Source organism: Bradyrhizobium sp. HKCCYLR20261 (genome assembly GCF_051168435.1).
In the GTDB taxonomy this organism is placed as follows: domain Bacteria; phylum Pseudomonadota; class Alphaproteobacteria; order Rhizobiales; family Xanthobacteraceae; genus Bradyrhizobium.
The window spans coordinates 111,710-125,864 of record NZ_JBNPUZ010000017.1; the positions used below are offsets into that span (position 1 = coordinate 111,710).

The window sequence follows — 14,155 nt, forward strand, 5'->3', positions numbered from 1 at the left end:
CGGCATCCCCCGGGTTTTGCCGGGCGCCATCCGGCCGCTGTCCGGGATCAATCGGGGCTGGCCTTTGTCTAGATTATGCCGCACTCTTGCCATCCTATGTCATGACGGGTCGAATCGTACCCCTTGGGGTCGGACATCCTCCGCGGGTGGTCCGAAAGGGGGGTATATCGGGGACGTGATGGCTTCCAGTGAAGCAAGCGTAGAGGTGCTGTTGACGCGTGGCCGCTTCGGGCGCTCCGAAGCGATCGCGCTCGTGCTCGCCGCCCTGGCCATCGCCGCGGGCGCAGCCGCATGGGTGGGTGCGAGCAGCGAGCAGGCGTCTGTCGCCACCGCCACGGCGCCCGCCGCACCGCCGCCGGCGATCAGCTTCGAAACCCGGTTTGCGCCGGCGTCCGCTTCGGCGACTGCCTATTCCGAAAAGGACGCGGTGCGCGCGCTCGACCGCTTTGCGCTGCGCGGCACCGATCGTCAGTTGCTGGATGCCCGTGCCGCGCTGGTGAAGGGCATGGAGTCGCGTGATCCGAATGCGCGCGATCCCAACAATGCCGACTGGCGGCCGATGCTGACGGAAGGCAATACGGTTGCGATGCCTGCCCCCGGCGTTCCGCTGCCGCGTCCGCGCCCGTCGCTTGCGAACATGCCGACCAGCCTGGTTTCGGCGAGCGCGGCCGAAGCGGTGGGGCGCGCCGATGACCGGTCGATCCTGCAGAAGCTGACGGATCTGCTCCCGAGCCCGACCAAGTTCGCCTCGCTCGGCCCGGACGCCGGTATCGTCCGCTCCGGCGTCGATCTCGCGGCGCTCGGCTACGAGAGGACCGCCGTCTACGACATCAAGGCCAAGATGGTCTATCTGCCCTCGGGCATCGGGCTCGAGGCGCATTCCGGAATGGGCAGCCTGCGCGACGATCCGGAGCACGTGAACCAGCGCATGGTCGGCGCGACGCCGCCCGCGACCTACGACCTGAAGCCGCGCGAAAAGCCGTTCCACGGCGTGCGCGCCCTGCGCATGAACGTCGTCGAGGGCACGACCCTCGGCCGCAGCGGCCTTCTGACCCACCCCTATATGCTCGGTCCGGAGGGCGATTCGAACGGCTGCGTCTCGATCAAGAATTACGATCGCTTCCTGAAGGCGTATGATGACGGCGAGTTCAACCGACTCGTCGTCGTCGTCGGGCTCGAGGCTGGTACCCCGACGCGGACCGCGCAGAAGACCGAGTGACGGCTTGTTGCTTGGCCCCGGCGCGACCTCGGCGGCAACGCCGGTCGCATCTTCCGGAAGGTCTTCATGATTGATCCCGCAAAGTCGGAAACGCGTCTGCGTACAACGTTCAACATCAAGGTGAACGGCAAGCCGGTCGTGATTTCGACGGTCGGGCAGGCGCATCAGTTCCTCACCAGTCTCAACGCCGTCGAATGGATGGAGTTCAAGTCGCTGCACGACGCCGCGATGTCGGCGCTGCAGGCGGCGGCCGACAACGCCATCATGACCGTGCAGGCGACCAACGCGGTGCGGACGCTGTTCGTAAGTGCGAAACTGTTGTGACGGGGAATTGTGCCGGGGACTGTGCGTGGCTTGCTCCTGCCTGGGTTGGCCGTCTGCTCCCACTCCAAACTCACCGTCATCGTCCGGCTTGCCGCGTTCGCTGAAACTGCGGCGCGCCCTTGCAGTGGTAGCCGCGTCGAAGCCCATCGGGATCGACCGAGAAGCCGCGGCGTACTGGATGCCCGCCTTCGCGGGCATGACGGCAGTCGGTGGGGCCGCGGTCTTTCCACATCGTCATTCCGGGGCGCGCGCAGCGCGAACCCGGACTCTATAACCACGAGCGGTCGTGTGAGGCGTGCTGGTGGCTCCAGCTCGCTCAACGACCCCGTTCGCGAGTATGGATTCCGGGTTCGCGCTGCGCGCGCCCCGGAATGACAGCGGGGGGTGCCGAGGCATCTCGCAAAACTCGGGCTTTCTATCATTCGCACATGATCTCGCATTCTCGCGACGCGCGGCGTCCGAGTGATCCGTCCGTCTTGCCCTCCTCATAAACGGAGGGTGCGGGGAATGCCGGGCTGCTGGCCGCAACCCATGGCCCGCCTGCAACAAGAAAAGCAGGCGGCAGTCACCACAGGTTCAGCCGAACAACCGGCATTCCCCGCGCGGCGATCTTAACGGCTGCTTCGCGTTCTCCCCGGTGCGCCGGGCGTTCTGGTCACCGTTGCGCATGATGCTTTCGCACCAGCGCGGCATCAGCGTCGGGATGCCAGGACCACGCGACTTGACCGTACGCGACGACGGCGTTCGTCGGCGCAACAAGCGCTGCGCTGCCATCGCGTTCACCGCTCCTCCCGCTCAACGTCCGTGACGACCGCGAACCGCCCCTCCTGCGAGCGGGAGATGGGACTAGAAGACCACCGAATCCGGATTAGGAAAAGCGGAATATTTGTGACAGCGGGACTGGACAGGCCAAATCAGCTTGATGCGTCAAGAGAAAATCGTTTCTGCGCGCAGTGCTGGATCGCTCCAATCAACCTCCGGATGTTCAGATGTCCTGAAAGAATTCGTACTGATTTGCCCGACGGGCAGTATCATTGTTCTTATTTCGAGATTGTTCCGAGTGGTGGACAGCCGAAATTCGCACTTATTAGTTCGCCTCCGGCGGCGAGGTTTCGTGCGACGGAACTGAAACAGGGGCGGAAGCAAAATTGATCCACGTCGCGCCAAACTACGGAAGACGTTTTTACCTCCTCATTCAAAAAGAGACGGTCTTGGACTCGCTGCACCAGCACTTCTCTGCGACACTTCGTGCGTCGGTCGAACAGTGATTGACAGAGGGGATTTGCATGATCGGCAACAACGGCCATGACTCCAGCGATGCGTTTTCGCGCATGAATGGAAGCCTGTTGCGCACGGTCTGCGCCTGGTTCTGTTGATGCACTGACATGACGGCCGAGGCGCACGACGCCTCGGCACCTGGCAGGCATGTCCTGCTCATCACGCCACATCATCAAGTCAACCGAAATGTGCTGCCGAGCCGGCAGCGCAGAGGCCGGCGGCCGTCCTCATCGAGGCGGAACGGCATTCATGACGATCAGGACAAGTGAGGGAAGCCTATGACGACCAAGGATTCGTCGATCAAATTCGCCTATTGGGTGCCCAACGTTTCGGGCGGCCTCGTGATCTCCAACATCGAGCAGCGCACGAGCTGGGACATCGGCTACAACAAGAAGCTGGCGCAGATTGCCGAGGCGAGCGGGTTCGACTACGCGCTGAGCCAGATCCGCTTCACCGCCGGCTATGGCGCCGAGTATCAGCACGAGTCCGTCTCGTTCAGCCACGCGCTGCTGGAGGCGACGACGAAGCTCAAGGTGATCGCGGCGATCCTGCCCGGCCCCTGGCATCCGGCCGTCGTCGCCAAGCAGATCGCCACCATCAATCATCTCACCGAGGGGCGCGTCGCCGTCAACATCGTCAGCGGCTGGTTCCGCGGCGAGTTCGCCGCGATCGGCGAGCCCTGGCTCGATCATGACGAGCGCTACCGCCGCTCGGAGGAGTTCATCCGCGCCTTACGCGGCATCTGGACCGAGGACAATTTCAATCTGCGCGGCGACTTCTATCGCTTCACGAACTACTCGCTGAAGCCGAAGCCGATCGATCCGCAGCCGGAGATCTTCCAGGGCGGCAGCTCGCGCGCGGCGCGCGACATGGCCTCGCGCGTCTCCGACTGGTACTTCACCAACGGCAATTCGGTCGAGGGCATCAAGGCGCAGGTCGACGACATCAGGGCCAAGGCGAAGGCCAACAACCATCAGGTCAAGATCGGCGTCAACGCCTTCGCCATCGCGCGCGACACCGAGGCCGAGGCGCAGGCCGTGCTCAAGGACATCATCGACCACGCCAATCCCGAGGCCGTGCACGCCTTCGCGCATGAGGTGGCCAATGCCGGCAAGGCCTCGCCGGAGCGCGAGGGCAATTGGGCGAAATCGACCTTCGAGGATCTCGTCCAGTACAATGACGGCTTCAAGACCAACCTGATCGGAACGCCGCAGCAGATCGCCGAGCGCATCGTCGCGCTCAAGGACGTCGGCGTCGACCTCATTCTGCTCGGCTTCCTGCATTTCCAGGAGGAGGTGGCCTATTTCGGCAAGCACGTGATCCCGCTGGTGCGCGAGCTCGAAGCCAAAGCCGCGGCCAAGGCTGGCGTGCAAGTCCAGGCGGCGGAGTAGGGCGAGCGCGATGCTGTTGAGCGGGCTTACCACTCCGCTGGACGTGCTGGCTCTGGAGACCTGGGCTCCAGGAACAGCGCGTCAAGTGCTCGCGATGGAGCAGGCCGACGCGTCGGCGCAGACTGCAGGCGAGTCGCGCGCGGTACTGCGGCTCGCCAACATCTCGCTGTCGTTCGGCGGACTCACGGCGCTCCGCGATGTCGATCTCGACGTCGCGGAGGGCGAGATCCGCGCGGTCATCGGCCCGAATGGCGCCGGCAAGAGTTCGCTGCTCAACGTCGTCAGCGGGCTGTACCGGCCGGACCAGGGCGAAGTCTGGTTCGGCGGGCATGCGTTCCGGCAGGTGCCGACGGCGCAGCTCGCGCGTCACGGCGTCGCCCGCACCTTCCAGAACCTCGCATTGTTCAAGGGACTTTCGGTCTTCGACAACGTGCTGATGGGGCTGGCGCATCGGGTCCGCGCCGGCTTCCTTCGACAGCTCGTCGGCACGCCCGCGGCGCGGCGGATCGAAGCCGACAATCGCGCGGCGGCAGAGGAGGTGATCGGCTTCCTGCATCTCCAGGAGGTCCGCGACCGCATCGCCGGCACCTTGCCTTATGGCCTGCAGAAGCGGGTCGAACTGGCGCGCGCGCTGGTCGCGCGTCCGAGGCTCCTGCTGCTCGACGAGCCCTTCGCCGGCGTCACCTTGAGCGAGAAGCAGGAGCTGGCGCAGCACGTGCGCGGCGCGCGCGACCGCTACGGCACCACCATCGTGCTGATCGAGCACGACATCGGCATCGTGATGGATCTCTCGGACCATATCGCCGTGCTCGATTACGGCCGCAAGATCGCCGACGGGCCGCCGGCCGAGATCAAGACCAACCAGGCGGTGATCGATGCCTATCTCGGCGTCGCCCACGAGGACGAGACGGAGCTTGCGATCTGATGTTCGACTATCAATTCCTGATCGAGGTGCTGGTCGGCGGCCTACTCTCCGGGGTGATGTATTCGCTGGTCGCGATCGGCTTCGTGCTGATCTACAAGACTTCGGGCGTGCTCAATTTCGCGCAAGGGGCGATGCTGCTGTTCGCGGCGCTGACCTTCGTCAGCCTGGTCGAGCGCGGCACGCCGTTCGCGCTGGCGCTGCTGGCGACGCTCGCCATCATGGTGGCGCTCGGCATCACCATCGAGCGCGCCGTGCTGCGGCCGCTGATCAACCAGCCGCCGATCACGCTGTTCATGGCGACGCTCGGCCTGTCCTACGTCATCGAGGGCGCCGCGCAATTGCTTTGGGGTACGCAGGTCCATGGGCTCGAGATTGGCGTCAGCGACATTCCCTTCGACATCGCTGGCGTGTTCATCAGCCGCTTCGACCTGTTCGCCGCCGCCGTGGCCGGCAGCCTGGTTGCGCTGTTCACGCTGTTCTTCCGCTACACCCGGACCGGCCTCGCGTTTCGCGCGGTCGCCGATGATCAGTTCGCCGCGCTCGCGGTCGGACTGAGATTGCCGCGCGTCTGGGCCGCGGTGTGGACGGCCGCAGGCATCGTCGCGCTGGTCGCGGGGCTGCTGTGGGGCGCGCGGCTCGGCGTGCAGTTCTCGCTGTCGCTGGTGGTGCTCAAGGCGCTGCCGGTGCTGGTGCTCGGCGGCTTCGATTCCATCACCGGCGCGATCGTCGGCGGCCTCCTGATCGGCGCGATCGAAAAGCTCGCCGAAGTCTATGTCGGGCCGTTCTTCGGCGGCGGCATCGAGGCGTGGGCGGCCTATGTGGTCGCGCTGGCGCTGCTGCTGGTGCGCCCCTCCGGCCTGTTCGGCCAGAAGCTGGTGGAGCGGGTGTGATGAGCACGATCACCGAAACCGCTCTGACGCCTTCGCGGCTCGCTTGGCTCACTCCGAACCTGCTCAGCGTCGTGCTGCTGCTCCTGCTCGGCTACGGCGTCGTGCCGTGGATCGGCTCGGACTACCTGATGGACGCAGTGCTGACGCCGTTCCTGGCGCTGGCATTGGCTGCGGTCGGGCTCAACGTGCTGACCGGCTATGCCGGCCAGGTGTCGCTGGGCTCGGCTGCGTTCCTCGCGGTCGGGGCTTATGCGGCCTACAATCTCAATCTGAGATTGCCGGGCCTGCCGCTGCTCGCCGATATCGTGCTGGCCGGCGGCATCGCCGCTGCCGTCGGCATCGTGTTCGGCCTGCCGAGCTTGCGGCTGCGCGGCTTCTATCTCGCGGTCTCGACGCTGGCGGCGCAGTTCTTCGTGCAGTGGGCGCTGACCAAGTTCGGTTGGTTCTCCAATGACAATGCCTCCGGCGTCATCGACGCGCCGGTGCTCCGCATCGGCAGCCTGACGTTCTCCTCGGCCACCGGCCGCTACGTGTTCTCGCTGACGATCGTGACGATCGCGACCGCGCTGACGGCACGCCTGCTGGCCTCGCAGACCGGGCGCAACTTCATCGCGGTGCGCGACCACGAGGTCGCGGCCAAGGTGATCGGCGTGCCGCTGTTGCGGACGAAGCTGCTCGCCTTCGGTTTCTCGTCGTTCCTGATCGGCGTCGCCGGCGTGCTCTGGGCGTTCGCCTACCTCCGCACGGTCGAGCCGGCCGGCTTCAACCTCGATCGCTCGTTCCAGATCCTGTTCATCATCATCATCGGCGGGCTGGCCTCGCTGCGCGGTGCCTTCATCGGCGCGGCCTTCATCGTCGTGTTCCCGCTGCTGCTGTCGCGGCTCGGGGCCGCCGTGCTCGGCAGCGTGTTCGACTCCGGCGTGCTCGAGATGAGCCAGCGCATCGTGATCGGCGCGCTGATCATCGCCTTCCTGATCGCCGAGCCGCGCGGCCTGGTCGCGCTGATCGACCGTGCCGTCGCGGCAGTGCGTCGCCTCCGTTCATCCCAGTCCTGAAACAGTCATACACAAGGAGAGACACGATGACGACATTCAGACACGCAAAGCTGGCCAGGAGACTGACCTTGGGGGCGGCGCTCGCCCTCGGGCTCGTCACGAGCCTGCCGGCGCAGGCCGACGAGCAGTTCTTTCCGCTGCAGAGCTATCGGGTCGGACCGTATGCGGCGGGCGGCACCGGCTTCTTCGGCGGCTTCATCGACTATCTCAACCTGATCAACATCCGCGACGGCGGCGTCAATGGCGTCAAGCTGACCTGGGACGAGGGCGAGACGCAATACGAGGTCGAGCGCGGCGTCGAGGTCTATGAGCGGCTGAAGAGCCGGCCGGGTGTCGCCGCCTGGAACCCGCTCTCCGTCGGCATCGCCTATGCGATGATCGACCGCATCGGCAAGGACAAGGTGCCGCTGATCACGATCAATCACGGCCGCACCGACTCCTCCGACGGCCGCGTCTTCCCTTACGTGTTCCCGCTGCTGCTCAATCCCTACAGCGAGACCTCGGGCATCGTGAACTACATTGCCACCCGCGAGGGCGGGCCTGAGAAGCTCAAGGGCAAGAAGATCGTGGTGCTGTATCACGGCTCGCCCTACGGCAAGGAGACGATCCCGATCTACAAGCTGTTGTCCGACAAATACGGCTTCGAGCTCGAGCAGATCGAGGTGCCGCATCCCGGCAATGAGCAGCAGTCGCAATGGCTGTCGATCCGCCGCGCCAAGGCCGACTACGTCGTGCTGCGCGGCTGGGGCGTGATGAACCCGGTGGCGCTGAAGACGGCGCAGAAGACCGGCTTCCCGGTCGACCACATCATCGGCAACGTCTGGTCCAACTCCGAGGAGGATGTGATCCCGGCGGGCGACGCCGCCAAGGGCTATGTGGCGATCACCACGCAGGCCTCCGGCGCCGAATATGCGGTGCTGCAGGAGGTGATCAAGACCGTCTACGGCGCCGGCAAGGGCAATCTCGACGACAAGAAGCGCATCGGCAGCGTCTACCACAATCTCGGCATCGTGAACGGCATCCTCAACGTCGAGGCGGTCAGGATCGCGCAGGAGAAGTTCGGCAAGCGGACCCTGACCGGCGACGAGGTGCGCTGGGGCTTCGAGCATCTCCAGCTCGATCCGGCACGGGTCGAGGCGCTCGGCGCCAAGGGCCTGTTCCACTCGATCAACGTCACCTGGGACAATCACGAGGGCAATGGCCGCGTCACCTTCCAGCAATGGGACGGCGCCAAGTGGAAGGTCGTGTCCGACTGGATCTCGCCGGACTGGGCCGCGCTGCGGCCGATCATCGAGAAGTCCTCGACCGCCTATGCGCAGGAGCGCGGCATCAAGATCCGCACCTCGGGTGACGAACCGGTCGGGCAGTAAGGCCAGCGTGCGCGGGGGCGGTGCTCCCGCGCATGCCTTTTCGAGGACTCTCATCATGAGTGACGTGCTGCTGTCGGTCGAGCATCTCGCGGCGACCTATGACCAGGCGATCCGCGCGGTCAGCGACGTGTCGTTCGCGGTCCACGCCGGCGAGATCGTCGCAGTGCTCGGCGCCAATGGCGCGGGCAAGTCGACGACCCTGCAGGCGGTCTCGGCGCTGTTGCCGGCGCGGCGCGGCCAGATCACGGGTGGACGGATCATCTATGACGGGCGCGACGTGTCGTCGTCCTCGGCGGCGCAGCTGGTGCGCGCTGGCCTCGTGCCGGTGCTCGAAGGCCGGCACTGCTTCGCCTCGCTGAGCGTCGAGGAAAACCTGATCACCGGCGCGATCGGCCGTGATGCCAGGCGTGGTGACATCAGCGCGGACCTCGAACGTGTCTACGCATTGTTTCCGCAGCTCACGCGGCACCGCCGCTCGGTGGCCGGCCTCACCTCCGGCGGCGAGCAGCAGATGACGGCGATCGGCCGCGCGCTGATGTCGCGGCCGCGGCTCCTGGTGCTCGACGAGCCGTCGATGGGGCTCGCGCCGCTGGTGGTCGAAGGCATCTTCCGCGCTCTCAAGACGCTCAATGCGGAGGAGGGGCTGTCGATCCTGGTGGCCGAGCAGAACTCCACCGTGGCGCTGCGCTTCGCCGACCACGCCATCGTGCTCGAAGGCGGCTGCAGCGTGCTCGCGGGCCCCGCGCGCGAGCTCCGGCAGCGGCCGGACATCAAGCATCTCTATCTCGGCGGCGCCACCGCGCCGGCCGCGACCACCCAGGCCGTGGCCTGACTTCATCACAGCAAGAGGAGACCGTTCATGGTGACCAGCACTGCCGCACGCAAGATCGAGGACAGTCCATATCCGCAGCTCGACGCCGTCGTCGCTGACGTCATCAAGGCCCATGCCGACCGCAACGACCGCGAGGGACGTTTTCCCCGCGAGAACCTGCTGGCGCTGGCCGAGGCCGGCTGGACCGGCGTTCTTAACGATATCAGGTTCGGCGGGCTCGGGCTCGGCCATGTCGACTTCGCCGAGGCCGCCTACCGCATCGGTCAGGCCGATGCCTCGACCGGGCTTGTCTATGTCATGCATGTCGGCGCGGCGCAGACCATCAATCTGTTCGGCAATGACGACCAGAAGGAGCGCTGGCTGAAAGCGAACAATGGCCGGCTGCTCGGGACCTATTCGACCAGCGAGCGCGCCACCGGCGGTCACTGGTGGTACAATCTGTCGGAGGCCGCGCGCGACGGCGAGGATTATCGCCTGAACGCCGACAAGTCGTTCACGACCAGCTCGGGCCAGGCCGACTTCTACGTCGCCCAAACCCGCAGCCCCGGCGCCAAGGACCAGGCCGACATCATCTTCTTCATCGTCGACGGCAAGGCCGAGGGCATTGAGTCCAGGCCGTGGGAGGCGCTCGGGGTGCGCGCCAATCATTCCGGCGGCATCAGCTACAACAACGTGCACGTGCCCAAGCGCGACCGGCTCGGCGCCGAGGGGCAGGGCAAGGAGATCATCTATGACGGCGTTTCGCCGGTCTATCTGATCGGGCTCGGCGCCGTCTGGGAAGGGCTGGCGCGCGGCGTGCTCAATGCCGCGGTCGCGCACACCACTGGCTTCGTCCACAAGGACCGCAACAAGAGCCTCTCCGACTACCAGGCGATCCGGCAGGAGCTCGGCGCCGCCAAGGTGCTGGTCGAGAGCCTGCGTCCGTGGCGGATCGAGCTGGCGCACAAGCTCGATGAGCTCTGGCGCGCCGGCAAGCCGCAGAGCGAGATCCTGATCCCGCTGACCGAGTTCAAGGTGCATGCGGCTGAAGTGGCCAACAAGGTGGCCTCGACGGCGCTCACCGTGACCGGCGGCTATGGCTACCACCGCGGCCCGATCGAGCGCGCCTTCCGCGACGCCCGGGCGGCCATCGCGATGGGGCCGTCCAACATCATCGCGCGGGAGTGGATCGGCAAGGCCCAGGTCGGGCTGCCGCTCGAGCTGTTCTACGAAGGCGGGGAGTAAGTCTCGCCGATGCTGCGGCGCGGCCGCAGCATCAATCCGCCATCTCGGCGGCGTCGAGCGCGATCTCCTCGCGCTCGGCCTTCTCGGCCGGCACCGCGTTGGCGGCCTCGGCCGTTTCGAAATCGTCCTCGGCGATCTCCTTCACCTCGGCCACAGCCTCCGTCTCGACCGCCTCGGCTTCGAGCTCGGCGGCGACGACGGCTTCCGGCGTGGCGTCATCATTGGCCGGCTCGGAGAACAGGTTCGGTCCGGGAATGGTCGTCGGTACCACCGGCCGCGACTTCGGCTTGTACCAGGACGCGAATTTCTGAGAGAGCCCGGCTTCGAACTCGGCAAGCGGCAAGGTGTTGCCGTCCTCGTCCGTAATGACCACGGTCCAGCCTTCCGCCTCCATCACCTGGGCGTTGGCGATCACGATCAGCGCGCTTTCGCGCTGCTTGCGGATCTTCTGCTGCTCTCGCTCGGCGATCATCGTGTACGCCATGGCCACAACTCCCACACATTGACGAAGGGCGTGATGGCCCGAAGCACCATCAGGACGCCGTCACTACGCCGCGAGACTGTGAGCGTCGCTGGGCCGGATTGCGTTCGCCTAATGACAATTTGGCGGCGTCGCACAGGTTCCGTTCGGCAAAAGGAGTCGAAGATGCAACAGCCGGCAAAATAGTGGTGCAGGACCGAGGGCGCTTGTTGAAGGCGCGCGGCCCTGTGTCATCATTTGATTCTGCGGCGGCAACTGCTTCGCGACAGCAGCGCGGGCAGCGGGTGATCAGGACAAACAGCGGGCGAATTGGGGACAACGATGCGAGCTCATCTGTTCAGGATGCGGACTTGGAATGTGGCAATGGCGGGGCTTGCGTTGGCGATGGTCGCCAGCCCGCGCGCGGGCCATGCCTTCACGGAAGACGACCAGCGGCGGCTGTGCACCGGCGACGTGTTCCGGCTGTGCTCGTCGGAAATTCCCGATCGCGAGCGCATCATCGCCTGCATGGTCAAGCAGCGCGCCAGTCTGAGCGACGGCTGCCGCAGCGTGTTCGGCCGTCCGAGCGAGCGCTCGGCATCGGCGACGGTGACGCGCTGAGTTCACGCCGCTCGATCTGAACGACGACGCGCCGCCGATCGGTCGATCCGCGGCGCTCCCCACCATCTCATCGTTTGCAATGCGGCGTGATAGGCTGGCACGGATCGACCGGCCAGGAGTTGACCCGCCATGAGCAATCGCATCCTCGTCTTCTACGGTTCCTATCGCTCGGACCGGATGGGTATCCGGCTCGCGCAGTTCGTCGTCGACGGGTTGCGCGGCAAAGGCCAGGACGTCGAACTGATCGACGCCAAGGCGGTTGGCCTGCCGATGCTCGACCGCATGTTCAAGGAATACAAGCCGGGCGAAGCCCCTGCGGCCATGGCGGAGCTCGCGGCGAAGATCCGCGCGGTCGATGGCTTCGTGTTCGTCACCGGCGAATACAATTGGGGCATGCAGCCCGGGCTGAAGAACCTCACCGACCACTTTCTCGAAGAATGGTTCTGGCGGCCGGCGGCGATCGCGAGCTATTCGGCCGGCCGGCTGTCGGGCGCCCGCGCCGCGACGGCGTGGCACGGGACGCTGTCGGAAATGGGCATGGTCGTGGTGTCGAGCACGCTCGCGGTCGGTCCGATCGGGCAGGCGCTGTCGGAGGATGGGACGGCGGTCGGCGACGCCGGCAAGGCGCTGGCGCATGCGTTTCCGCGCTTTGCCGATGATCTCCTGTGGTGGGTCGAAGCGGGCAGGGAGCAGCGAGCGCGAAAGGCGCCGCCATATTAGATGCTGCTCTGGGTGACTGTCGCCAACTGCCTAAGATGACGATGGCAAGCGCGGCGATCTCAGTCTCACCCTCCCCTGGAGGGGGAGGGTCGCTCGCACGCGAAGCGGGCGAGCGGGGTGGGGTGAGCCGCGGACACCGGTGCAAGCGGAGAGATCACCCCACCCCGGCTCACATTCCGCTGCGCTCCATGTCAGCCGACCCTCCAGGGGAGGGTGACAGCGGGGCTGCCCTCCGATTGGATGGTCCGGCGGAGCCGGCTACCGGGTCGCGTTGGTCGGCGTCGTGGTCACCGACTGCTGCCGGCGTGGCGCCGCGGCGGTCTGGCCCTGACCCTGGCAAGGCAGCTCCTTCCAGGTCCCGTCGGGCTCCTGCTGGTAGGCCCGGCAGGGCATCGATGACGTGGCCTGGTCGTCAGGTTTGGGAGTCTGGGAGTTCTTCGCCAGTGCGGGCGCGGCCGTCGCGACGAGGGCTGCCAGCGAACCGACGAAGATCAATCGATTGATCCGCATCTCAAGGGTCCTCCTGCTCGAAGCACGCTCGATTCAGAGCCGGAATATGGAAACTTTGAGGCAAAGTGTCTCGACGGGTTCGGTCACGCTTAAGGACCCGTATCCCGGCCGCTCAGCGCGTTAACCGACCGGCCTTGCCGCGCCATCGCAAGGCGACTGTGGCTTTATCTGGGCTGGCGTGACGCGGCCCGTGAGGCTAAGAGCGACCAACGCGCGAAAGCGCCCTCATGCCTCAGCGGCGCTTCGATCGGAGCGCTCGCGTTCGATCAACGGACGTCGCCGACGTGGCCGGCGTTCCGACATCAGCCGCGTGACCATTGATGGTGGCGCACGCCAACAGGCGGCGAGGGAGCGGTTCGCGCAGGCGGACGACTGTGCGAGCATGACGCGACCTCGATTGCCCTCTCTCATCGCGCTGCGTGCCTTCGAGGCCGTCGGCCGCAAGGGCAGCGTGCGCGCCGCCGGTGACGAGCTCGCCGTCAGCCACACCGTCGTGTCGCGTCATCTGCAGAACCTGCAGCGCAGCCTGGGCGTGGCGCTGGTGCGCGCCGAGGGCCGCGGTCTGGCGCTGACCGATGCCGGCCGGCAGTTCCACGCCGAGGTCACCCAGGCCTTCGACATCATCGCCCGCGCCACCACGCAGGTGCGCCCCGCGGCCCGACCGACGCTGAACATCTGGTGCATTCCCGGCCTCGCCAACCGGCGTCTGCTGGCCCGGCTGCCGGAGCTGACCGGGCCGCCGCGCAATTGGGACATCAACCTGCAGCCGACGCTCGCGCATCCCGACCTCGCGCGCGGCGAGGCCGACGCCGAGATCGTCTATGCCGAAGCGACTGAGATGCGCAGTCCGCTGACGGCGGAGGCGCTGGTGCGGCCGCGCGTCTTCCCCGTGGCGAGCCCGGCCTATCTCGCGCGCTTCCCGGCGATCGCGACGTTGCCCGGTCTCGCCAAGGCGTCGCTGATCCACGAGGAGTCGACCGCGCAATGGGAGCAGTGGTTCGAACTGGCCGGCCATCCGGACCACGTCACCCTGCGCGGCCAGCGGCTGTGGCATGCGCATCTCGCGATCGAGGCCGCCAGAATCGGGCAGGGTGTCGCGCTCGCCAATGAGGTGCTGGTCGCGGACGACATGCGCAGCGGCGCGCTGATCGAGGTGATCCCGTCCACGATCCACATGGGAGCCTACCAGCTGGTCGCACTGCGGGAGCGCTGGGACGAGCCGGCGATCGTCGCGCTGCGGGCGTGGCTGAAGAAGGTGCTCGCTCCTCAGCTGTGAGCGGCAGTCCCGGGGTCTGGTGCATTGGAGTCACCTGTCGGCGGGAACAAGCTGATTGAT

General features: G+C 66.3%; 15 protein-coding genes. 12 read left to right on the top strand and 3 right to left on the bottom strand.

Annotated features, from left to right (window positions below; translation table 11 throughout):
• Positions 1 to 178 precede the first annotated feature (178 nt).
• Complete coding sequence (locus ACQR1L_RS28850; protein ID WP_434861306.1) at positions 179 to 1,219, top strand: DUF2778 domain-containing protein; 1,041 nt, start codon at positions 179 to 181, stop codon at positions 1,217 to 1,219.
• Between the two features lie 66 nt (positions 1,220 to 1,285).
• Positions 1,286 to 1,543, top strand: coding sequence for a hypothetical protein (locus tag ACQR1L_RS28855; RefSeq protein ID WP_434861307.1), 258 nt, complete (start codon positions 1,286 to 1,288; stop codon positions 1,541 to 1,543).
• A gap of 576 nt (positions 1,544 to 2,119) precedes the next feature.
• On the opposite strand, the gene ACQR1L_RS28860 is transcribed toward ACQR1L_RS28855, so the two are convergent.
• Positions 2,120 to 2,317 carry a hypothetical protein gene (locus ACQR1L_RS28860; RefSeq protein WP_434861308.1) on the bottom strand — a complete coding sequence of 66 codons (198 nt, stop codon included), beginning with the start codon at positions 2,315 to 2,317 and terminating at the stop codon, positions 2,120 to 2,122.
• 782 nt (positions 2,318 to 3,099) lie between these two features.
• Between ACQR1L_RS28860 and sfnG the strand changes: the two genes are divergently transcribed.
• The 7 genes from sfnG to ACQR1L_RS28895 are packed head-to-tail and all read left to right on the top strand — an operon-like array spanning position 3,100 to position 10,508.
• A complete protein-coding gene (sfnG, locus tag ACQR1L_RS28865) occupies positions 3,100 to 4,212 on the top strand; it encodes a dimethylsulfone monooxygenase SfnG (RefSeq protein ID WP_434861309.1) in 1,113 nt (370 codons plus the stop codon).
• Between the two features lie 10 nt (positions 4,213 to 4,222).
• A complete protein-coding gene (locus ACQR1L_RS28870) occupies positions 4,223 to 5,137 on the top strand; it encodes an ABC transporter ATP-binding protein (protein WP_434861310.1) in 915 nt (304 codons plus the stop codon).
• Positions 5,137 to 6,027, top strand: a complete 891-nt coding sequence (locus ACQR1L_RS28875) for a branched-chain amino acid ABC transporter permease (RefSeq protein ID WP_434861311.1) — start codon at positions 5,137 to 5,139, stop codon at positions 6,025 to 6,027. The genes ACQR1L_RS28870 and ACQR1L_RS28875 overlap by 1 nt, the downstream gene beginning before the upstream one ends.
• Positions 6,027 to 7,082, top strand: coding sequence for a branched-chain amino acid ABC transporter permease (locus ACQR1L_RS28880; RefSeq protein ID WP_434861312.1), 1,056 nt, complete (start codon positions 6,027 to 6,029; stop codon positions 7,080 to 7,082). Before ACQR1L_RS28875 ends, ACQR1L_RS28880 begins: the two co-directional genes overlap by 1 nt.
• Before the next feature lie 26 nt (positions 7,083 to 7,108).
• On the top strand, positions 7,109 to 8,452 hold the full coding sequence (locus ACQR1L_RS28885) for an ABC transporter substrate-binding protein (RefSeq protein WP_434861313.1): 1,344 nt from the start codon (positions 7,109 to 7,111) through the stop codon (positions 8,450 to 8,452).
• A 55-nt stretch (positions 8,453 to 8,507) separates the two neighbouring features.
• On the top strand, positions 8,508 to 9,284 hold the full coding sequence (locus ACQR1L_RS28890) for an ABC transporter ATP-binding protein (RefSeq protein ID WP_434861314.1): 777 nt from the start codon (positions 8,508 to 8,510) through the stop codon (positions 9,282 to 9,284).
• Between the two features lie 27 nt (positions 9,285 to 9,311).
• Complete coding sequence (locus tag ACQR1L_RS28895; protein ID WP_434861315.1) at positions 9,312 to 10,508, top strand: acyl-CoA dehydrogenase family protein; 1,197 nt, start codon at positions 9,312 to 9,314, stop codon at positions 10,506 to 10,508.
• A gap of 31 nt (positions 10,509 to 10,539) precedes the next feature.
• On the opposite strand, the gene ACQR1L_RS28900 is transcribed toward ACQR1L_RS28895, so the two are convergent.
• On the bottom strand, positions 10,540 to 10,992 hold the full coding sequence (locus tag ACQR1L_RS28900) for a hypothetical protein (RefSeq protein ID WP_434861316.1): 453 nt from the start codon (positions 10,990 to 10,992) through the stop codon (positions 10,540 to 10,542).
• Between the two features lie 360 nt (positions 10,993 to 11,352).
• Between ACQR1L_RS28900 and ACQR1L_RS28905 the strand changes: the two genes are divergently transcribed.
• Complete coding sequence (locus tag ACQR1L_RS28905) at positions 11,353 to 11,589, top strand: hypothetical protein (protein ID WP_434861317.1); 237 nt, start codon at positions 11,353 to 11,355, stop codon at positions 11,587 to 11,589.
• Positions 11,590 to 11,718: 129 nt separating this feature from the next.
• Entirely contained in the window at positions 11,719 to 12,309 is a 591-nt protein-coding gene (locus ACQR1L_RS28910) for an NADPH-dependent FMN reductase (protein ID WP_434861318.1), read from the top strand.
• Positions 12,310 to 12,567: 258 nt separating this feature from the next.
• On the opposite strand, the gene ACQR1L_RS28915 is transcribed toward ACQR1L_RS28910, so the two are convergent.
• Positions 12,568 to 12,819, bottom strand: a complete 252-nt coding sequence (locus ACQR1L_RS28915; RefSeq protein ID WP_434861319.1) for a hypothetical protein — start codon at positions 12,817 to 12,819, stop codon at positions 12,568 to 12,570.
• A gap of 382 nt (positions 12,820 to 13,201) precedes the next feature.
• Here ACQR1L_RS28915 and ACQR1L_RS28920 point away from each other — a divergent pair, with 382 nt between their 5' ends.
• A complete protein-coding gene (locus ACQR1L_RS28920) occupies positions 13,202 to 14,095 on the top strand; it encodes a LysR substrate-binding domain-containing protein (protein ID WP_434861320.1) in 894 nt (297 codons plus the stop codon).
• Positions 14,096 to 14,155: the final 60 nt, after the last annotated feature.